Origin of the sequence: Sulfurimonas sp. HSL-1716 (assembly GCF_039645975.1) — a bacterium.
Classification (GTDB): Bacteria; Campylobacterota; Campylobacteria; order Campylobacterales; family Sulfurimonadaceae; genus Hydrocurvibacter; species Hydrocurvibacter sulfurireducens.
Genome location: NZ_CP147918.1, coordinates 701976 through 723988, shown reverse-complemented (window position 1 = coordinate 723988; position 22013 = coordinate 701976). Strand labels below are relative to the sequence as shown.

Genomic DNA, 22013 nt, shown 5'->3' with positions numbered 1-22013 from the left:
TTAGACCTTAGCATTCAAAACTCTTCATAAATTGGGTTGCATTTCGTCCTTCATTGAAAATAAGATCTATTATACTCACGCTATGCTCAAATGGCAAAAAAAGTTGGTTATACTCGGGATAACCGCTGTAGTCTATCCATTCTACTTGAATATTTTCCTGTTTTGCCAGATTTTTATTAAAATAATTTTTTGCAGCAGGTCCACTCAGATATACATTGGCATCACACTGTTTACAAATCGCCAACAGTTTTTCAGTTTGTCCATTTGACAATTCAAATTCATCTGACCATCTGATTTTCGTAGTTATACCGAGTATCTTATTTATAGTCATTATAAATTTATAGTTTATCTCGCTCAAATACTTCTCTTCACCCTTTAAATATAGTTCTTCAAAAATGTCTTTATATTCTTGAAAATATTTTGCTTTTGCATAGCTTTGGGATATTGTACTCCAATGTTTTTTATTCCATCTATTGTCTGCAACTTTAGTATCTTTTATTTTTTGCTCCAAATTTTTTTGTTCTACTGGGATCGTTATCCACTGAACACCCTGAAATGTTTTTATTTTGTTTCGGTTTCGCCAATCATTTTTTGTATATTGAACATCATCATAAAAAATAAATTCATCTACACTGCTTATTAGATCGAAATAACCTTTCCATGGAATATAATTAGATTGTAATATTGCTATTTTTTTCATACTTTTTGCAATATGTACCCGGCAACAATTTTAGTACTCATAATAGGCCCTTTTAGAACTTTAAAATTTTTACCAATACTCCTTTCAATGAATTCCATATCTAAAAATAAAATATTTTCCGGTAAGTTTTGTTTTGTAATTGCATCTCTGACCATTTCATTTGTTTGATCTAGTTTTCTATAATATTTTTCACTGTTTATCGGCATTGAGTTTGTAAAAAAAATATTTTCTTCTTTTGTTAAATAGTCTAAACTACACATTCCTGAAAGAAAAAGCAACGCATTTTCACTCATGATTTCACTGAATTTTTGAATTATATTTTGAAATTTTTCAGGAGTCGAAAAGTGATAAACTCTAAATGCTGCAATACAGTCAAACTGCATTTTTATATTATTAATTTCAAAATATTTTTCATCAGTACCAATAAAAAAATTTACTTTTTTCTCCATCAGGTCGATAAGTTCCAATTGATCAATTTTAGTTAAAATTTTTTTATAATCTAACGCATAATAATCTGGTTCAATAATTAAAGCTTCCTTTATCGCTTCATTAGTAATTACTTCAGATATGAAACGAAATCCTCCACCGCCTATTTCTAAAATTCTTTTCGGTTTATATTTCTGAACTTCTTGAACACATTCATCTACATAAGGCTCTATATGTCCAGGAATATATTGTATCCCTGTTCCAAGCAAATTTGATACTTTTCTTTGATCTCCAACCATTTTAAAGCTCATGACTGTTTTCCTGTTCGTAAATATTTTTTATAATAGTATATGGTCTGTTTTTCACTTCTTTGAAAACTTTAGATAAATAAATTCCCATTATTCCAAGCACCAAAATGATTAAACCTCCAAAAAACCATATTGAGATAATAAGGGATGTCCAGCCTTGAAATGCAATATTTAAAACCAATTTATTATAAATGAGTTTTAAAATAAAGATGGCAGATACTAAAGTTATAAAAAATCCAAAGTAAAAAATGTACACCAAAGGTTTACTACTGAAAGAAGTTATAGAATTAGTTAACAATGAAACTTTTTTTTTGAAAGTATATGTTGTTTTACTATGTGATCCTTTTTTTACTTTTACACCTAACTGGTTATAGCCGGTATCAGCTAAAATTCCTCCTAAAAACACCTCGGATTCGTTATAAAGGATTAAGGATTTGACATATTTTTTATTCATCAACCTGGCTGTTAATATGTTTGATGGAATTTGTATTGATGATAGAGCATCAACTATCTTCCAAAAAATTGTACCGCTTAATTTTTCGAACCAATGGCCTTTCCGCTGAGCTTGGACACCGTAGACGACATCTATATCTTGACTATTTTGCATCTCTGACCAAAACTTAGCTAATAATTCAGGTTCTTCTTCTAAATCACTATCTATCAAAAAAACATAATCACCTTCAGTATGAGAGAGTCCTGTCATAATTGCTTTATGATGTCCAAAGTTCCGTGAAAGTTCTATAACTTTCACTTTACTGTCTTTTTGATGTAAATTTATCGCTTTTTGTAAGCTATCATCCGGGCTTCCGTCATCTACAAAAATTATTTCATAATCGTTCGTAATTTTTCTAGCTTCCTGTGTAATTCTTTCATAAAACTCATTTATATAAAATGATGATTTATACAGCGTCGTTACTATAGACAGTTGCATAGAAAACTCCTTACGACCTTCTTTATTTAATTTTTCATTCTAGTTTTTTAATGGCGTATATTATAAGCTAAACCCATCATCAACTATAATATTCTGTCCGTTCACATACCTGCTCATATCACTAAGCAGGTATACCAGAGTGCCTTTTAGATCACTTTTATCTAACATACCTTTATTTGAGCATTGTTTTTTATATGCTTCCAAAAAAGGTTCCGGCTGATTATCAAATATACCGCCGGGACTCAACGCGTTTACCTTGATGTTCATCCCTTTAAAGTATTTTGCCATATACTTTGTAAGGTGAATAAGTCCTGATTTTATAGCGGCATACTCTACAGGCATTGTCATCGGCGTATTATCGTATATCTCAAACTTTGGAGCGACTACCCCATATATGGAACTGATATTGATGATATTTCCATATCCCTGTTTCTGGAAATAGGTAGCAAATTGCTGTGAAGCAGTAAAATACCCGCCCAGGTTTAAACCTATGTTCTCTACAAAATCTTCATACTTTACATCAAAAAAATGCTTACCGTAGTTTTTATTTCTCGGGTAAGCATTATTTACCAACGCATCTATCCTGCCGTATTTTCCGTCAAGATACTCTAGACACTCTTGTAATGAATCCGTAGAAGTGATATCAAGTCTTATAAAATCTATATTTGAACTGTTCAGTTCTTTTGACAGGTCTGCTTTTGCCTTTGTACCGAGTTCTTCATTTATATCTGCGATTACAGCTATACCGTCATTTTCCACTATGGCTTTGATAAACTCTTTTCCTATAAGTCCTGCACCGCCGGTAACGACTACTACCTTGCTATCTAGCATCTTGTTTCCTCATCAAAAACTCTACAAATTCAAAATCAAGTTCATTGTCTATATCGATCGATCTTTCTTCGGGCATTACGTATAGACCTGTTCTTTCCAAAAAGATAGAATTTTCATTTAATATGGTATCTCTTTTCCATATATAGATCGAGGCGTTCATATCATAGCTTTTTGGTGCGTCTTGTCTTCTTACAACCGTATCGTCCAGTTTCTTGGAGAGTTCTACTTTACCGTTCTTATCTACTTCTACAAGATTAAAATAAGGGCTTCGTCTGCTCGGCATAGCCGTGATAAGATTATCATTGTCGTTTTGTATGAACTGTTCGAACGAATCTACTATATCTTCAACGCTTCTAAGCGGTGCGGTTACATCCAGATCTATCAAATAGTCAAATTTCTTACCGTAATATTCTTCACTCTTCATAAAAGCATCTTTTATGACATCCAGCTTACCTGCGGTATCACCTGCCATTTCAGCACTTCTTTTAAAGAACACTTCAGCACCGTATTTTTTGGCAGTATCAGCTATTTCATCCGAATCGGTACTGATCACAATATGCTCAAATAATCCGGAAGCTTTAGCCTGTTCGATCGTATAAGCTATAAGAGGCTTACCGTTTATCTCTTTGATATTTTTATTTTTCACACCTTTGGAACCGCCTCGAGCACATATAGTACATAGTACATTCTTCATCTATTTTGTTCCTGAATCATAAATACCGTGTTCATAGTTTCCAATCCTTCTTCATAACTGCATACATCGTTTTGATTATCCAAAATCGCTTTATGCATCTGTTCGAACATATGATTTCTTTGCAAAATCTGCATATTATAAACCTGCTCTAGACCGGATTTATCTTTTTGGATTAGATGATTGTTTATAAAGTCTAATTCATAGCTGTGTTCAAAAGTATGCACCAGCATTTTTCTATATGTAATCTTACTTATATAGTCTATCGATACATTAACAATGGTTCCGTTTTTCGTTTTGCCGATGAATGTAGTAAGATCATCCGTCTCAATCTCTAAATCGGAGATTTTTAACTGATAACTTTTGACCTCTTTTATTTTACCGAATAACCACTGTACATAATCTATTTCATGAGTCAGATCAAGTAAAACTCCACCGCCTCCATCTTTTTTCGCACTATATGAAGTTCTATAATCTATATCGGGTCTCCAGTCAGGCAAGTATTGTCCGCAATTTACATATGCACTTAATACTTTTTCTTTATCTATGAGATCTTTCAGTTTTTTCAACAATGGATGAAATCTAAGTACATAACCGACAAAAACTTTATTTTTCTCTATTTTTAACTCTCTTTTTGTTTCAAAAAGAGGTTTTTCGCAAAAAATCAATCTGTCAGAAATTTGAGATTCCAAATATACAAGCTGCTCATAATGTTTATTTGTTTCAGATGCGATGACAAAATAATCATATAAACCTAGATCAGGTACTTGTTCTAAAGATATATATGTTGTTTTGTCTTTCAATGTTTGTTTTGTAACGATATCGATATTCTTAATACTTTCAAACTTGGATAACACATCTTCGTGCCTTTTACCGATTGAACCATAGCCGATAATCAATACTTTCAATCAAAACACCTTATGATATTCATTATTCGCTTTTTCGAACTCTTCCATTCTGCCGATATCCAGCCAATACTCCCGTATAGGAAAAGAGATACTTTTCATATTGTTCGCAATAACTTTTTCAAAAAGTGTCGGCATATCAAAAAATTGGTTTTTCGGTATAAAATCCAATACTGCCCGATCAAGTATATACACTCCGCCGCTTACATAAAAATTGTGTACCGGTTTTTCCGCAATACTTTTTATATTTATTCCGTCTATATTGACAACACCGTAAGGTACCTGAAAATCGTATTCTCGAACCCCCATTGTCGCGACCGAACTATTTTGTATATGATAATCCATCATATGTTCGAAATTAATATTTGTAAGCAGATCACCGTTCATCACAAAAAACGGCTCATTCAACTTCTCTTGTATGAGACTTAATGCTCCTGCCGTACCCATTCTTTTCTCTTCATGAACATATTCTATATGAACTCCAAGCTTTGAACCGTTGCCAAAATAATTTTCGATCATCTCCGATTTGTAACTTACACTAAGAACGATATTTGAAAATCCATATTTTTTGAAATTTAATATAATGGTCTCTAAGATAGGCTTATCTCCGACTTTTAACATCGGTTTTGGTATCTTTTCCGTTAAAGGTCTAAGTCTGGTACCAAGTCCGCCAACCATCAAAACGACCTTATTATTCCTATTCTTAGGTTTTAAAAGCTCATCGACCTCTTCTATGCCTATAAGCTTTCCCGTATTGTCGACTACCGGTATCTGATAAAGCTTTTTTTCTACGGCTATCTCCAGTATTTTCTCTTTTGTATCTTCGATTGAACAGGTTGTCGGTGTTTTAAAAATAATAGGTTCGATGGCATCGTCGAGCGAAAGATTATTTAAAAGACCTCTTCTGATATCGCCGTCAGTAAGCGTGCCTAATAGTTTTTCATTCTCATCAACAACAAGAGCAATTTTCATCGCTCCGCTATCGATGATTTTTAATGCTTCTTTTATGCTGGAACTTGGATTTAATATTATGTTTTTATAATTTTTCATTGAGAAACCTTAACTGTATAAAAAGATTTTTTAAGAATTTGATTCAAATCTGCGTTTTTGATCTCTTTTATTATTAACCGACTTGCACATCCGTCACCATAAGGATTTTTAATATGTTTCAACCTATTTTTAAAAGCATCGGAATAAACAGTATCAAAAGCTTTTAAAATATCTTTTTTTGCCGGAGTACAGTCTATTACGCTGTCCGCTTTGATACGGCCTTTTTGTCTATCTCCGATATTAATAGTGGCAACTTTAAAGCTCGGTGCTTCGATCAAACCGCTCGAACTGTTTCCTGCCATTGCATCAACATATTGCAAAGCACTTAAATATCTAAGTTGTCCCAAAGATGTAAAACCAACCGCTTTGTGCGAATTTTTTGATACATATTCATCTATCATCTTATTTATGATTCTTCCGTCGGTATCGCTGTTTGCTTTGGTAAAGATGATCTTTGTATCTGTAAGTTCGTCAACTGCATCCAACAGCTCTTGAAACTGCTCTTTTGCAGTCGCATTTTCTAAAGTCACGGGATGAAACGTGACGAGTATGTTTTTGATTCCGAGTTTAAAATCGATAGAGTTTTCAAACTCCTCTTTCGACAAGAGTTGAAGTCTTTTGATGTTTTCTATACCCATGCCGCCGACGTTAAAGACTCTCTCAGGATGTTCACCGAGTTGTATTACCCTGTTTTTATACTCCTGTGTAGCAGTAAAATGAAGATGGCTCATCTTTGTTATGCTGTGCCTTATAGCTTCGTCAAAAGCACCTTCTGTCGTCTCTCCGCCATGAAGATGAGCGATAGGAATACGAGCTATCATAGCGGTACTTACTGCTGAAAATATCTCATATCTGTCACCGAGGACAACAAGGATATCCGGCTGCAACTCTTCATAAGCATCTGCAAAACCTATCTGGGCGATCCCCATAGATTTTGATATGCCCACAGAAGTATCAGAAGAGAGCAGCATCTCTATTTTTTTATCTATATGAAAATCTTTCTCTATCTCTTTGTAAGTCAACCCGAATTCAGGAGACAGATGCATACCCGTCACCACGACTTGTAGCTGTAACGTATCATCGGCTTCTATCTCTTTCATCAGCCAATAAAGCAGCCCATACTCTGCACGGGTTCCGGTAACTACACAGATTTTTTTCTTACTCATAACAGCTCATCTTTCTTATAATCTCGTGTCGCAACAGTTCCGATGACCTCATCCCATCTCATCGGGCTTATACCGTTACCGGGTCTTTTTACGGCAAGATTTTCTTGCGTCAAGATATCGCCTTTTTTTATTGCCTTGCCTGATACTATGGACTTTCTGGCGATCGGTTTGTTTTTCAGTTCACTTTTACTCGGTTTTTTGACACTGCTTCCAAGAGCCAGTTCGATATTGCGTATAGCCTGTACCATGGTCTGTAATTCATCCGGTTCTAAACTTGCCTTATGATCGGGACCCTCCATCGTTTTATCAAGAGTAAAATGTTTTTCTATACAGCTTGCACCTAAAGCGACGGCAGCTATATCAACCTCTATGCCCAATGTATGGTCGCTATACCCATAAGGGATGTCAAACGTCCTGCCTATCGTCACCATAGCTTTTAGATTTACATCTTCCAACGGTGTAGGATACTCGGTATTTGCATGTAAAACAGTAATGTTTGCTTTAGATGTACCTGCATCTATCAATATATCTAAAGCATCTTCTATCTCGCCGATGTCACTCATTCCCGTAGAAAGAATGACCTTTTTATTGAGTCTGCCTATATGTCTTAAATACGGAAGATTAGTGATCTCGCCGCTAGGTATTTTAAATACCTGTAACCCAAGATCATTTAAGAGCTCAATACTATCGTGGTCAAAGGGTGTAGAGAGGAACATAACATTTTTTACTTTACAGTACGCCATCAACTCTTTATGCGTGTCAACGTCAAGTTCCAGTTTTTTGATCATCTCGAATTGAGATTCCTCTTTATCGGTAGTCTGTTTTTGATAATCCGCTTTTGCAGCGTTTTTACTCACTAGATTTTCAGCTTTGAACGTTTGAAATTTTACTGCATCCGCGCCGGCTTGAACCGCTGCATCTATAAGTTTTTTTGCCAGTTCGATCGAACCGTTATGGTTTACTCCGGCTTCTGCGATAATAAAAGTTTTACTCATTTTACGACACTCCCGGCTTTTACGAAACCTGATGCTTCTGTATTCTCTTTTGAGGTCGCACTGCTTCCGTAAAACGTATTTGATTTCACTACTGTTCCGCCATTGATGATCGCACCTGTCGATATATGACAGTTATCTTCTACGACCGCATCATGCTCTATAAGTGCTTTTGAGTTTATGATGCAGTTCCTGCCGATTTTTGCATCGGCATTTACAAGAGCGTCATGCATTATGATAGTCCCCTCTTCTACCTTGGCATGTTTTGACACATAAGCTCTAGGGGAGATCACCACAGGCAGTTCAAATCCTGCTCTTTTTGCCAGTTCAAAGAGCCTTACTCTTACCTCCGAAGATCTGATCTGCCCGACCGCAATAAATGCGAATCTGTATTTCTGCGCCAATGTATCGAGATCGGCATCACTGCCTATGACTTCATAACCTAAGACCTTTTTCCCTATCAATTCGGCCTGATCGATTATACCGGCTATCTCGAATCTGCCTTCCTGCTCAATCACATCTATGCAAGATTTACAATGACCGCCGCCGCCGATAAGGATGATCTTTTCCATCTATATTCTCACCGAACTTGGGATGTTCACTATTCTGTCTTCAAGGTAGACCGAGTTTGAGATATCCGTACATTGACATTCTTTGAACATCTCAAGCCTGTTCATCAGTGTCCAGATAGGTCTTGTCATCACGCCGTTCTCATTAGTGAACTTTAAGAACGCGTCTCTATGGGCTCTGTCTTTTAACGATACTGCATGCAGCCAGTAGTTTGATCTGCTGTCTTGCGGTTCTTTTATAAATTCTATATCTGTCAAGTCGGCAAAAAAACCTTCATACTCTTTTGCAAGTTCTCTTTTATTTTGCAAGAACACTTCTAATTGTTCTAGTTGAGCCACTAAAAGTGCTGCATTAATATTGGGAAGGCGATAGTTGTAACCTATCATATCATGGGTATATTCCCATCTATGCGGTACTTTTGCAGTCGTTGTCATATGCTTGGCTTTTTTTGCCAGTTCTTCATCATTTGTGATAATACAGCCGCCGCCGCCCGAAGTGATTATCTTATTTCCGTTGAAGCTGATAGCGGCCAGTTTCCCAAAAGTTCCGGTATGTCTGCCTTTATAATAACTTCCCAGGCTTTCTGCTGCATCTTCGACTAAAACTATATGCCACTTATCACAGATATCTTTTATTTCGTCAATTCTGCATGGATGTCCAAACGTGTGCATCGGTACACAGGCTTTTACGATTTTTCCCGTAATTCTATTGACACATCGGTTCTCTTTTACCTCACAGTTCTCGTTCAGGAATTTCTCTAATGATGAAGGAGAAAGTCCAAGTGTATCGAGATCTACATCTACAAAGACCGGTTGTGCATTACAGTAGCTTATCGCATTGCATGTAGCGATGAACGTCAAAGGTTGAGTTATTACTTCGTCGCCGTTTTGTACTCCTGCCAAAAGCAATGAAATATGTAAAGCACTGGTTCCATTGGTTGTGGCAACGGCATATTTTACCCCCGTAAATTCAGCGATCTTTTTTTCAAATTCGTCTACAAACTTTCCGACTGATGAAACAAAAGTAGAGTCAATACATTCGTTCAGGTATTTTTTTTCATTGCCTATGAACCTAGGCTCATGCAAAGAAATAAACTCTTTCGTGTTATAAATATCTTGAACAAAATTAACAATCTTTTGCATCACATTTTTCCATCTAAGTATTTACCTGTCTCTTTATGTCCGAAATCCGGGATCATCTTAAAAAACAGAGCAACGATCTGCTCTTTTGTCCAGGATTGTTTTGTTTTATATTTTTTAACAGTTTCTTCAAATTCATTTAAAAGATTCTCATCAAAGAGAAGCTCGTTTTTGATGATACCGAGGTTTTCAAACCGCTCCATATCCAAAATTTCCCTCTCGGTAAAGAACTCTTCAAAATCCTTCTCGCCTGTCGTATCGCTTGAAGTAAAAAGACAGGGCCATTTGCCAAGCGGAGGCAATGTCTTCGCCAGCTCTCTCGCTTCGTCTTCACTTTCGCACAGATACGGTTCATAACCCAAATCTTTTAGATATTTTACCGCAATATCCGCAAAAGTTATAAGATGCAGATTTTCACTGAGCTTTGGAAAGAATATATCTCTATTTTCACCGAATATGCAGCTCATTAGACAAAGTTCGCCGCTCTCCTGCGGAGTTACAAAATATCTTTTGATATCATTCGGCGCTACGATCGGCTGCTGTTTTTGAATCCTTTGATTAAATCCGTGAAGAAGCGAACCGTCACTAAAAGCAACATTGGCAAATCGTGCCATAGAAACATCTATCTGCTGAGACCTTCTCATCACGAACATCTCCATGATCCTTTTGCTTGCACCCATCATATTTACCGGATTTGCAGCTTTATCCGTACTGACGCAAAAATATTTTTTAGTTCCGTTTTCAATAGACTGCTGGAGTGTCTTATCCGTATTGAAAATATTAACATCGATCATACGCATCAGAGTAAAAGAATCTTTTTCACTTCTTACATGTTTGAGTGCAGATAAATTCAAAACATAGTCATATTTACCGTCAGCCTTTATAAAAGCGTCATATTCGATACTTCCGATATCGAGTGCAAAAGTCTGAAAATCACCCTCTATATATCCAAAACTGCTTCGTATATCACGTACAAGTTCGACCATATTGTTTTCGGATATATCTACGACATGGAGCTTTTTAGGGTGGCGTTTAAATATCTCTTTTGTTACGGCCTGACCGATACTGCCGGCTCCGCCTATAACTAAAAAAGATGATGACGAAACTTTTTGTGAAAGTTCTTTTTCATAAAATTGAATATCTTCGGTAAAAAGTTCTTTTTCTCTGCCTATTAATTTTAGTATTTTATTCATCCTATGTAATATACCTTTTTTTTATATATTTTAGTATTGTGCTTACCGATTCATCTACACTGAGCTGATCCGTATCTATGATTATTTCTGCATGCTGCGGTTCTTCATATACGTCATTAATACCGGTAAAGTTTTGATATTCACCTTTCAGAGCCTTCTCGTATACTCCTTTATAATCCCTCGCCTTACAAGTTTCAATATCGGCTTTCACATATACGACAACATTGTTTTTTACCATCTCCCGGATCGCTTTTCTAGACTCTTTATAGGGACTCACGAATGAAGCAACCGTTGAGATAGAATTATTTTGAAGTGTTTTTATGAGATGACCGATACGATGCATATGCCTGTTTCTATCTTCTCTGCTAAATCCGATATGCGGAATAAGTTCTCTTATATCTTTAGAATCGATTCTTTCAAGCGGAATATCGAGTTTTTCAAGCTCTTTGTATACCCTATCGGCAATAGTCGTTTTTCCAGAAAGCGGAAGTCCTGTGAACCAAAGGTTGAACGGTTCTATTTTTCTTTTGCCCCATCTGATCTTGACCCATGCACGTTCATGTGCCCAGTAAAGTGCAACTTTTGCGACTGTTTCAATAATACCTGCTGCAATTGCAAGATCAAGCCTTCCAAAGAACACATAAACAATGATAACTGTTGTCGCTGTAGCGAATAATCGCCAACTCATTCCCTTTACAATGGATCTCAGGTTCGTTTCTTTATACATTAGATTGCTTTACAGTCCCATTCAGGAAAATGTTTTCTAACATACGCATTGAGCTCTTTTTCCTCGATCGTATATTCTTTTTTTATTGTATCGTTATCTCTTCTGCTTAAGCCTACTATCATACCTGCACCGACCGTATTGTTCGTAATGCGGTCTATCACTATAAAACTCCCTGTCGGTTTATTCTCTTTATACGCATCAGCTGCGATAGGACGGCTCAACACCATTCTGCATGACGCTATATCATTTAACTCCAGCCTTTCTACCTGCATCCTCTCAAAAGTATTTACATCTATTTTATAGTTTATCTTTTCAATGCTTCCGGATAAAATCGTCGTGGCTCTTTTGATATCATAATTTCGATGAAGTTCCATCGGTTTTTCATCCATCCAAACTATCATAACCTTGATATTATTCGATACGCTCGGCAGAGCGTTTGAATGTACCAGCATATCTCCCCGGGAGATATCGATCTCCTCTTCGGTCATTATCGTAACAGCCATATCACGAAACGCTTCTTGGGTAGTTACATACAAGTTATTTTCCGTAATATCGCCTGCATTAATTATACTTTTTATTTTTGCGCTTTTACCTGAGGGCAGAACAGTGATTTCATCACCGACCTTGATACTTCCAGATACGACAGTTCCGCAAAACCCTCTAAAGTCCAAGTTTGGACGATTTACATATTGCACGGGAAATCTGAACTGTTCTGCTTTTTGCTCTTTTGTTATATCCATCGTGTCAAGAAGGGTCAAAAGCGGTTTGCCTTCATACCATGACATTGATTCGCTTATATTGACGACGTTATCTCCATTTAATGCACTTAAAGGAATATAATATTTATGCTTGATCCCGAGTTTATCTGCCAGCTTATCGTAAGCGACACCGATCTCATTGAAAACCTCTTGGGAAAAATCGACCAGATCCATTTTATTGATCGCCACTATGACATGTTCTATACCGAGTAAAGACACTATAAAGCTATGTCTGCGGGTTTGTGTCAGAATACCCTTACGGGCATCTATGAGTATAATGGCAACATCAGCCGTCGACGCGCCCGTGACCATATTTCGTGTATATTGTTCATGACCCGGAGTATCGGCAATAATGAACTTTCTGTTTTCCGTCGCAAAGAATCGATATGCCACATCTATGGTAATGCCTTGTTCCCTTTCACTTTGAAGACCGTCTACCAGTAAAGCCATATCTATCTTTTCACCTGTAGTACCGTACTTTTTACTCTCACTTTCGGCTGCTGAGAGTTGATCTTCAAAAACCATCTTTGAATCATAAAGCATACGGCCGATCAGCGTACTTTTTCCGTCATCGACACTGCCGCAAGTCAAAAAGCGAAGCATATCTTTGTTTTCATGCTGTTTTAAGTAAGCTTCTATGTCCATCAAAAATATCCCTCTATTTTTTTACGTTCCATCGCACCTTCTTGATCTTTATCTATAAGACGGCCTTCTCTTTCGCTGCTGGTTGAAAGAAGCATCTCTTTAATTATTTCTGGCAATGTAGCAGCAGTCGAATTGATTGCTCCCGTAAGCGGATAACATCCGAGTGTTCTAAAACGAACCATCTCTTTTTTAGCTTTCTTTTTTAGCTCGTTTGGTACTCTCTCATCATCGACCATGATCTTTGTACCTTCATACTCGACAACAGGACGCTCTTTTGCAAAATAAAGGGAGGGTATCTGTATTTTTTCCAGATATATATATTGCCAGATATCCAGTTCCGTCCAGTTCGATATCGGAAATACCCTTACACTTTCGCCTTTTTGAATCTTCGTATTATAAAGGTTCCAAAGTTCCGGGCGCTGGTTTTTAGGATCCCATCTATGATTTTTATCGCGAAAAGAGAATATGCGCTCTTTTGCACGGCTTTTCTCTTCATCGCGTCTTGCTCCACCGATGATCGCATCATAACCGCCGCTATTTAAAGCCTGCTTCAGCCCTTCTGTTTTCATAATATCGGTATGGACCTTACTTCCATGTTCAAAGGGTGATACATCCATATCGATACCCTCAGGATTACTATGTACGATTAAATCAAATCCGATCTCTTTGGCACGTTTGTCACGAAACTCTATCATCTCTTTAAACTTCCAAAGAGTATCCACATGCAATAACGGAAACGGTATCTTGCTCGGGGCAAAAGCTTTCTGCGCAAGGTGAAGCATTACCGATGAATCTTTTCCGATCGAATACATCATGACAGGATTGCTAAATTCCGCGGCTACCTCACGAAGAATAAAAATGGATTCTGCTTCTAACTGTTTTAAATGTGTTAATCTTTGCTCATTCAACATTTAGTTCTCTCTCCAACTTATATATTTATGCTCTACTAAATAATTGATGATCTGTTGACAGGCTTGTTCTACAGAAATATTATCGTTTATAATATGAATGTCAGGTAAAACAGGCGGTTCGTACGGTGAATCGATTCCCGTGAAGTCTTTTATTTCACCTGCTCTTGCTTTTTTATAAAGACCTTTTGGATCTCTGCTTTCGCAGATTTCCAGAGGAGTGTCTACAAAAATTTCAATAAATTCACCCTTTTCTACCAAATCTTTAACCATTTTTCTATCACTAATGAAAGGAGAGATAAAAGCCGTGATTACTATCAATCCGCTATCGATAAAAAGTTTTGCCACTTCCCCTATCCGCCTGATATTTTCATTTCTGCTTTTATCGCTAAAATCAAGGTCGCTGTTTAATCCATGGCGGATATTATCTCCATCCAGCACATAGGTAAGATTTTTGTTATTATGCAATATCTCTTCAAGAGTATTGGCTATAGTAGATTTGCCGCTTCCGCTAAGTCCAGTAAACCATAAAACACAGGGTTCTTGCTTTGTGATTTTGCTTCTCTCTTTTTTTGTCACACGATGATCATGCCAGACTATGTTTTTATCCATTTACTTCACCACAAACCAAGGGTTCAACAGGTTCTCTTTATTGTATTTCAAAGGTTCGTTCGTATCGAATTGATAACTCATTTTTGAGCTTTCCCTCACTATTGCATCTGCAGCTGCCGTATCCCATTCCATCGTAGGTGCCAGTCTTGGATAGATATCCGCTTCTCCTTCTGCAACCATACAAAGCTTTAAAGAACTGCCTTTTGAAACTTGTTCGATCTCTTTGGTTTCAAGATTGTCGATAAAGGCTTGCGTCTCCGGTGACAAGTGGGATTTTGATGCAACCACATAAAGTTTTTCTTTTGGGAAGGTATTTATTTTTAAAGGCAGTTTTTCTACATTTTTATACGAACCGAATCCTTTTTTTGCATAATATATATCGCCTAGCGCAGGAGCATAGACAACACCCAAAACGGGTTCGTTTTTATGAATCAATGCGATATTTACGGTAAATTCACCGTTCTTTTTTATAAACTCCTTTGTACCGTCGATCGGATCGATACACCAATAATATGTCCAGCTTTTTCTTTCTTCATACTCAATGACCTTATTCTCTTCCGATAAGATAGGAATAGCAGGATACAGTGCATTTAAAGCACTGCAGATGAGTTCATTGGACTTAAGATCGGCTTCTGTCAAGGGTGAACTGTCATCTTTATATTCTATATCAAAGTCTTTATTGTAAATTTGCATAATAACCTCACCGGCCTGTCTAGCTATATCTTTTATATCTTCTAGGTTTATGTTATCTAACATTATTTACATACCTTTCATATGCAGTTTCAATACCTTTTTTTAGCTCAATAGTATGTTTCCATCCGAGTGCATGAAGTTTTGACGAATCCGTAAGCTTGACCATCGTTCCGTCTTCTTTATCCGCATTAAAATAGAACTCGCCTTGATACCCTGTTATATCTTTTATAAGATACGCCAGTTCTCTGATGGATATATCCTTTCCCGTACCGAGGTTTATATGTGTGTTTCTTATCTCTTTTGCGTTTTTGTCGTACATATCTTTAAAATCTATGTTTTCCATCAAAAATATACAGGCATCGGCCATATCTTCGCTGTAAAGAAATTCTCGTCTGGGTTCTCCGCTTCCCCAAATCTCTACTTTTGACACATTGTTCACCTTTGCTTCATGTATCTTTCTAAGAAGTGCCGGAAGCACATGGGAAGTTTCAAGATCAAAATTATCGTTTGGGCCGTAGAGATTTGTAGGCATTACGCTTATAAAGTTCGTACCGTACTGGATATTGTAACTCTCGCACATCTTGATACCGGCGATCTTTGCTATTGCATATGGCTCATTTGTATATTCAAGCTCACTTGTAAGAAGATACTTTTCTTTCATCGGTTGAGGAGCATTTTTTGGATAGATGCAGGTAGAACCCAAAAAAAGCAGCTTCTTTACTTTATGCAGATAGCTTTGATGTATAACGTTATTTTGTATCTGCAGATTCTCATAGATAAAATCTGCCCTGTAAGTGTTGTTGGCGGCTATGCCTCCTACTTTGGCGGCTGCAAGTATGACATACTCCGGTTTCTCTTTTTCAAAAAAAGCAGCTACCGCCTGCTGATCCGTCAGATCGAGCTCGTCATGTGTTTTGCAGACTATATTCGTATAGCCTTTGGATAAAAGGTTATTTAGTATGGCGCTGCCTGCAAGCCCTTTATGACCTGCCAAATAGATCTTACCGTTTTTATCCATTTCTCAAACAGTCCTATTCAAAATAGCTCATGGTTTTATAGCCGCCTTCTTGAAGATACACGTCTTTTGTCATCAGTTTCAGATCGGACCGCATCATATCGTTTACCAGATCCTGCAGGTCATATTCTCTTTTCCAACCCAGTTTCTGCTCCGCTTTTGTCGGATCGCCTAAAAGAAGGTCGACCTCGGTCGGTCTGAAATATCTCGGATCGACAGCCACTACTTCCTTGCCGATTTCCATCTTGTACTGAGGGTTTGAGCAGGATTTGACGTAAGCTTTTTCATCTATGCCCTCGCCTCTGAACTCCAGCTCTATCCCCGCATACAAGAACGCCATCTTGACAAACTCTCTTACGGTCGTCGTCTGTCCGGTTGCGATAACCCAGTCCTCGGGCTCGTCGGTCTGAAGGATCATCCACATCATACGCACGTAGTCTTTTGCATGACCCCAGTCGCGTTTTGCATCGAGATTACCTAGATAGAGTTTGTCCTGAAGACCAAGTGCTATCTTGCTTGCAGCTCTTGTGATCTTTCTGGTCACGAACGTCTCTCCCCTGACGGGAGATTCATGGTTAAAAAGAATACCGTTACACGCGAATATGCCGTAAGCTTCGCGGTAATTGACGGTTATCCAATACGCATACATCTTTGCAACTGCGTACGGGCTTCTCGGATAAAAAGGCGTAGCCTCGTTTTGAGGGGTCTCCTGCACTTTTCCGTACAGCTCCGAGGTCGATGCCTGGTATATTTTCGTCTTTTTTTCCAATCCTAACAGCCTTACTGCTTCAAGGATCCTTAAAGTTCCCGTGCCGTCCGCATTTGCTACGTATTCCGGTGTTTCAAAGCTTACATGCACATGGCTCATCGCCGCAAGATTATAGATCTCGTCAGGCTGTGTTTCTTGAATGATTCTAGTCAGATTCATAGAATCCGTCATATCGCCGTAATGAAGGATAAAGTTTCTGTTTTCTACATGCGGGTCTTCATAGATATGATCTATCCTGTCTGTGTTTAGAAGGGAACTTCTTCTTTTGATGCCGTGGACAAGATAGCCTTTCTTCAGCAAGAATTCCGCAAGATACGAACCGTCCTGCCCTGTTACTCCTGTTATTAATGCTACTTTTTTCTTTTTCATCTACTGCCTTGTAAAGTCATCGTCGAGTCTGACTATATCGTCTTCTCCAGTATATCGGCCTACTTGGACTTCAATTATAACCAAAGGTGTCTTACCTTTGTTTTCAAGACGATGGATATCACCTGCTTTTATGTATGTGCTTTCATTAGGATTTACCGTAAATGTCTTATCCTCTATGGTCACTGTTGCCGTCCCGCTCAGCACTACCCAGTGTTCGTTTCTATGGTAGTGTTTTTGCAAAGAGAGTCTTTTTCCTTCTCTGACTTCTATGCGCTTGATCTTATAGCCGCTGGAGTCTTCCAAAACGGTATATGTCCCCCAAGGGCGATGCCCCGTAAGATGGATGTTCGGTAGTTCGGACTTCTCTTTTTTCAATCTTGCCACGATATCTTTGACTTTTTGGCTGCTGCCTTTTTTGCATACCAAAAGCGCATCACTGGTATCTACGATAATGCAATCCTGTATATCTATGGTCTCTACGTTTTTATTTGAGATAATGAAATTGTTACTGGCGTCGTTTTGGAGTTCGCAGGAGAGAGAATCGAAACTCCCCACATCACTCCAGGATATGTCCGAAGGGATGATCTTTACTTTGTCCGATTTTTCCATAACCGCATAATCTATGCTGTTTTCGGGTATCTTTATCATATCTTCGTAGGCTACTCGTATAAGTTCGTTTTTTTTGCTGTTTGCATATGCCTCGCGTGAACTCTCGTAAATATCGGGAGAATACTTTTTCAGCTCTTCTAAAAACACCCCCGCTTTAAAGCAGAATATTCCGGAGTTCCAGTAATGGTTCCCCTTTTGTATATATCTCTCAGCCGTATCAAGATCAGGTTTTTCATGAAAAGCCTTGACATCCTCATCATCCGCTTCGATATAACCAAAACCCGTTTCGGCAAATGTCGGCTTTATACCGAAAGTAACGAGAAAATTCTCTTGTGCAAGTTCTTTTGCTCTTTTGAGGACTTTTTCATACTCCTCCTGATTTTTTATAAGATGATCCGAAGGGGTTATCAAAAGTATTTCTTCCTCATCAAACGCCAGACACGCCAAAGCGATCGCAGGGGCGGTATTTCTTCCGACGGGCTCAAGCAGATATGAACTGCCGGTGCGGTTGAGCTCTTCAAGCTGATCGAGTGCCAGAAAATACTGCTCAGCGTTTGAAACGATGAACTGCCCGCTGCATACCTTGGAGTTTCTCTCTACCGTTAACTGGAAAAGCGATCTATCGTTAAAAAGCTTCACAAACTGTTTTGGCATCAAGGTACGGCTTACGGGCCACAGCCTCGTTCCGCTTCCGCCGCACAAAATTATGTTCGTCACAGTTTTTTTTCCCACTCGTAAGCACTTTTACAGATAAGTCCCAGATCTTCATATCTGGGAATCCATCCCATCTTCTTTTTTATTTTTCTGTTATCCGATATCAGTGCCGCAGGATCGCCTGCGCGTCTTGGGGCAGTCTCCACCTGAAAATCATTAGATGTAACTTTTTTCATAGTTTCGATAACCTCCTTAACCGAATACCCCTTACCATACCCGATATTAAAGATATCACTGTCGTTTTCTTTGAGATATTTCACCGCTTTTATATGTGCTTCGGCCAGATCGTCTACATGGATGTAATCTCTCACTCCCGTACCGTCCGTTGTATTAAAATCATCTCCGAATATCGCCATCTTGTCGCGTTTGCCCAAAGCACATTCCGATGCGATCTTGATGAGATGCGTAGCATTTGGAAAGCTTTGTCCGATACGCGGCAAGAGAGTATCGTTTTCATAATGAATATCTGCACCCGCGACATTGAAATATCTAAATATCACATATTTAAAATCTTTATGCGCTTTTGCCGTGTCCTGCAAAACTCTTTCGCTCATAAGTTTGCTCATACCGTAGGGGTTTATCGGCTCAACGGCAAATTTCTCGTCTAAGCCAAGAACAGGTATCTCCTGAGGCTCTCCATAGACTGCTGCAGTACTTGAAAAGATGAATTTTTTAACGCCGTTTTGCACTGCACAGTTAATGAGATTTGTCGTATTGACTGTGTTATTCATGTAGTATTTCAGAGGATTTTGTACCGATTCTGGAACAACGATGCTTGCGGCAAAATGGATAACGGTGTCAAAGCTGCTCTTGGTGAAAAGTTCGGCTACTTTATCAAACTCTTTAAGGTCCAAATCAATAAATTTGAAGTCTCCAATAGCACGTAGCGTATCAAGAGTCTTTCTGCTTCCCGTGCTGAGATTATCCACTACGGTCACTTTATATGCCGTTGTTTCCAAAAGCTGTTTTACAACATGTGAACCGATATACCCTGCTCCGCCTGTTATAAGGACGTTCACGCTTCTGCTTCCTCTTCTTTTTTAATTCCTTTTACGAACTCCATAAAAAATACCAAAAAAATGGACAATACAAATCCTGCTACGAACGCAACACCGACAATAAGTTTTTTTCTCGGTTTGACGGGATGATCATGAATGACATAATTTCCTACGATATCCGTATTTTTAATATTTGCACTACTCGTCAGATACTCCAAATCATCGATATTTTTTTGTAGATCGATTTTTTTATCTCTCAAAGTGATATTAATTTTATCTTCTAATTTTTTGATATCATCGCGTTGTATATTCGTTTTTTGAACTTTTAGGTTCGGAATGGCTTCCATCTCGATCTTATCTTTTTTCAGTTTTAAATTTTGTATCTGGTTTTGAGCATTTTGTATAAGATTTTGATAGTTCATCATCTGAATAGCAACTATCATGTTTTCAGACTTATCTTTAAGATCATAATGCTGCAGCTTTTCGACGGAATACATATAATCCGTAAGGCGTTTTTGATATGATTTTATTTTTTCATTTAAAGAAGATATCTCATTTTTTTGTAAAAAAACAATCTGGTTGTCAACTTCAACTATTTTCTGCGTTTTTAGCTTTTCTATCTCTCTTTGTACTTCTGGGATTTCAATTTCATCTACGTATTGCAAAGCTTTCTTTCTATTTTCAATACTGTTTTTTGTATTTTCTATAAAGTTATCGATCTTCTTTTTGTAAATGTTTTGTGCATACGTTAAAACTTCTTTGTTCTTTTTCAGCGCTTCATTATTAGAAACACCTTGCGTAGTGATCTCTATAAAATTTTTCACTTGTCTGTTTACAGATATGTTTGTAACTAAACTTTTTATTTTCTTATTAGAGCTTTGGTCATCCACATGAAATACAACACGAAGCTCTTTGTTAATACTTATAGGTTCTCCGAGCAAGGCATCACCTATATATCCTACCTGTATGTCAGATTTCACTTCATATATTGGTGTTTTCATCAAGGCATATATCCCAGCCCCTACTGTAACTAAAATCGTGAAAACAAAAATAAATACTTTATATTTTACAATCGTTTTAAAAAGCTCTCTTATATCTATCTCATCTTCTTGCATATTATTTTCGTTGTTTTGATTCATCTTTACCCTGCTTCATATTTTTTCACTAAGTTTATGATTCTACCTAAGCGATACTTAATCTTTACAAAATCACCATACTTTAATCTCGTTATAGACGCTGTCGCGCTCAACGGGCACAAATCCGCTGTTTTTAATAAGCTGCACAAACTCATCCATTTTCATGCCGTTTGCACTCGCTGCTCCGGCGGCCGAGTTTATGGACTCTTTTTCTATCGTTCCGTCAAGATCGTTTGCTCCGAACTCCTGAGCTATGAGTGCAAGGTTGACCGTGGAGGTCACCCAGTAAGCTTTTAAGTTCGGCACGTTATCGAGTACCAGACGGCTTATCGCCATAGTGCGGAGTATCTCGTTTGCGGTGATATCTTTTTTCACGTTTAAGAAGTTGTTCTCCGTCTGATACACGAGAGGGATAAAACAATTGAAACCGCCCGTCTCATCCTGCAGATCGCGGATGCGCATCATATGATCTATGCGGTGTTCGCGGTTTTCGACATGGCCAAAAAGCATCGTTACATTGCTTTTTTTACCTCTTTGGTGCCATTTTCTATGGATATCAAGCCACTGCTCGGACGTCACTTTCCCTTTACAGATATACTCCCTGACCTTTTCGTCAAATATCTCGGCTCCGCCTCCCGGCATGGAATCCACACCGTTTTGCACCATAAGATCGAGTATCTCGTCATGGCTTTTGCCGTATTCCTCGGCCAAGAAGTTGACTTCTGCTGCTGTAAGCGCTTTTACATGCAGATGCGGATACGCCGTCTTTATCTTTTTAAAGACTTCCAGATACCACTCCAGCCCCGTATTTGGATTGTGCGCCGAGACGATGTGGACCTCTTTGATACCGCGGGAATCTATATCTTTGACGATCTCCATTATTTCGTCATGCGTCATGGTGTACTGGTTGGGATTTTTACGGCTTGCGCTGTATGCACAAAACTTGCAGACATCCTTGCAGACATTTGTCGGGTTTATATGCCTGTTGATATTGAAATAGGTTTTTTTGTCATGCAAGGCGCGTCTTTTTGCATCGGCCAGCTCGGCCAGTTCGAAAAAATCCATGTCATACATCTTCAACGCCTGCTCAAAAGAGATTCTGCTCATATATATCGCCTTTTAAAAAATTGATTAAAATTTAATTTATCATAATGGACT

General features: G+C 38.0%; 23 protein-coding genes. All 23 read right to left on the bottom strand.

Annotated features, from left to right (window positions below):
• Positions 1-7: 7 nt before the first annotated feature.
• The gene (locus WCY03_RS03820) at positions 8-700 is read right to left on the bottom strand and encodes a WbqC family protein (RefSeq protein ID WP_345993670.1); all 693 of its coding nucleotides are present in this window, start codon (positions 698-700) and stop codon (positions 8-10) included.
• Positions 697-1437, bottom strand: a complete 741-nt coding sequence (locus tag WCY03_RS03815; RefSeq protein WP_345993669.1) for a hypothetical protein — start codon at positions 1435-1437, stop codon at positions 697-699. Before WCY03_RS03815 ends, WCY03_RS03820 begins: the two co-directional genes overlap by 4 nt.
• On the bottom strand, positions 1427-2365 hold the full coding sequence (locus tag WCY03_RS03810) for a glycosyltransferase family 2 protein (protein WP_345993668.1): 939 nt from the start codon (positions 2363-2365) through the stop codon (positions 1427-1429). Before WCY03_RS03810 ends, WCY03_RS03815 begins: the two co-directional genes overlap by 11 nt.
• Positions 2366-2425: 60 nt before the next feature.
• Positions 2426-3196 (bottom strand): oxidoreductase, encoded by a 771-nt coding sequence (locus WCY03_RS03805; protein ID WP_345993667.1) that lies wholly within the window; start codon positions 3194-3196, stop codon positions 2426-2428.
• On the bottom strand, positions 3186-3890 hold the full coding sequence (locus WCY03_RS03800; RefSeq protein WP_345993666.1) for an acylneuraminate cytidylyltransferase family protein: 705 nt from the start codon (positions 3888-3890) through the stop codon (positions 3186-3188). Before WCY03_RS03800 ends, WCY03_RS03805 begins: the two co-directional genes overlap by 11 nt.
• On the bottom strand, positions 3887-4795 hold the full coding sequence (locus WCY03_RS03795) for a Gfo/Idh/MocA family oxidoreductase (RefSeq protein ID WP_345993665.1): 909 nt from the start codon (positions 4793-4795) through the stop codon (positions 3887-3889). The genes WCY03_RS03800 and WCY03_RS03795 overlap by 4 nt, the downstream gene beginning before the upstream one ends.
• Positions 4796-5842, bottom strand: a complete 1047-nt coding sequence (locus WCY03_RS03790; protein ID WP_345993664.1) for a nucleotidyltransferase family protein — start codon at positions 5840-5842, stop codon at positions 4796-4798. It lies immediately after the preceding gene.
• Positions 5839-7008: a UDP-N-acetylglucosamine 2-epimerase gene (neuC, locus tag WCY03_RS03785; protein ID WP_345993663.1), complete on the bottom strand. Its 1170-nt coding sequence runs from the start codon at positions 7006-7008 to the stop codon at positions 5839-5841. Before neuC ends, WCY03_RS03790 begins: the two co-directional genes overlap by 4 nt.
• Positions 7005-8003: an N-acetylneuraminate synthase gene (neuB, locus tag WCY03_RS03780; protein ID WP_345993662.1), complete on the bottom strand. Its 999-nt coding sequence runs from the start codon at positions 8001-8003 to the stop codon at positions 7005-7007. Before neuB ends, neuC begins: the two co-directional genes overlap by 4 nt.
• Complete coding sequence (locus tag WCY03_RS03775; RefSeq protein ID WP_345993661.1) at positions 8000-8572, bottom strand: NeuD/PglB/VioB family sugar acetyltransferase; 573 nt, start codon at positions 8570-8572, stop codon at positions 8000-8002. The genes neuB and WCY03_RS03775 overlap by 4 nt, the downstream gene beginning before the upstream one ends.
• Positions 8573-9715 (bottom strand): LegC family aminotransferase, encoded by a 1143-nt coding sequence (locus WCY03_RS03770; RefSeq protein WP_345993660.1) that lies wholly within the window; start codon positions 9713-9715, stop codon positions 8573-8575.
• Entirely contained in the window at positions 9712-10902 is a 1191-nt protein-coding gene (locus WCY03_RS03765) for a UDP-N-acetylglucosamine 4,6-dehydratase (RefSeq protein ID WP_345993659.1), read from the bottom strand. The genes WCY03_RS03770 and WCY03_RS03765 overlap by 4 nt, the downstream gene beginning before the upstream one ends.
• 1 nt (position 10903) lies before the next feature.
• Positions 10904-11590 (bottom strand): adenylyl-sulfate kinase, encoded by a 687-nt coding sequence (gene cysC / locus WCY03_RS03760; protein ID WP_345993658.1) that lies wholly within the window; start codon positions 11588-11590, stop codon positions 10904-10906.
• Between the two features lie 38 nt (positions 11591-11628).
• Positions 11629-13032 (bottom strand): sulfate adenylyltransferase subunit CysN, encoded by a 1404-nt coding sequence (gene cysN / locus WCY03_RS03755; protein WP_345993657.1) that lies wholly within the window; start codon positions 13030-13032, stop codon positions 11629-11631.
• A complete protein-coding gene (gene cysD / locus WCY03_RS03750; RefSeq protein ID WP_345993656.1) occupies positions 13032-13943 on the bottom strand; it encodes a sulfate adenylyltransferase subunit CysD in 912 nt (303 codons plus the stop codon). The genes cysN and cysD overlap by 1 nt, the downstream gene beginning before the upstream one ends.
• Positions 13944-14552 carry an adenylyl-sulfate kinase gene (cysC, locus tag WCY03_RS03745; RefSeq protein WP_345993655.1) on the bottom strand — a complete coding sequence of 203 codons (609 nt, stop codon included), beginning with the start codon at positions 14550-14552 and terminating at the stop codon, positions 13944-13946.
• Positions 14553-15308 carry a 3'(2'),5'-bisphosphate nucleotidase CysQ gene (cysQ, locus tag WCY03_RS03740; RefSeq protein WP_345993654.1) on the bottom strand — a complete coding sequence of 252 codons (756 nt, stop codon included), beginning with the start codon at positions 15306-15308 and terminating at the stop codon, positions 14553-14555. It lies immediately after the preceding gene.
• A complete protein-coding gene (locus WCY03_RS03735; protein ID WP_345993653.1) occupies positions 15298-16263 on the bottom strand; it encodes a GDP-L-fucose synthase in 966 nt (321 codons plus the stop codon). The genes cysQ and WCY03_RS03735 overlap by 11 nt, the downstream gene beginning before the upstream one ends.
• Before the next feature lie 13 nt (positions 16264-16276).
• On the bottom strand, positions 16277-17398 hold the full coding sequence (gene gmd, locus WCY03_RS03730) for a GDP-mannose 4,6-dehydratase (protein ID WP_345993652.1): 1122 nt from the start codon (positions 17396-17398) through the stop codon (positions 16277-16279).
• Positions 17399-18724, bottom strand: a complete 1326-nt coding sequence (locus WCY03_RS03725; RefSeq protein WP_345994061.1) for a mannose-1-phosphate guanylyltransferase/mannose-6-phosphate isomerase — start codon at positions 18722-18724, stop codon at positions 17399-17401.
• A complete protein-coding gene (gene galE / locus WCY03_RS03720; RefSeq protein WP_345993651.1) occupies positions 18721-19740 on the bottom strand; it encodes a UDP-glucose 4-epimerase GalE in 1020 nt (339 codons plus the stop codon). Before galE ends, WCY03_RS03725 begins: the two co-directional genes overlap by 4 nt.
• Positions 19737-20858 (bottom strand): Wzz/FepE/Etk N-terminal domain-containing protein, encoded by a 1122-nt coding sequence (locus WCY03_RS03715; RefSeq protein WP_345993650.1) that lies wholly within the window; start codon positions 20856-20858, stop codon positions 19737-19739. Before WCY03_RS03715 ends, galE begins: the two co-directional genes overlap by 4 nt.
• A 69-nt stretch (positions 20859-20927) precedes the next feature.
• Entirely contained in the window at positions 20928-21962 is a 1035-nt protein-coding gene (mqnE, locus tag WCY03_RS03710) for an aminofutalosine synthase MqnE (RefSeq protein ID WP_345993649.1), read from the bottom strand.
• Positions 21963-22013: the final 51 nt, after the last annotated feature.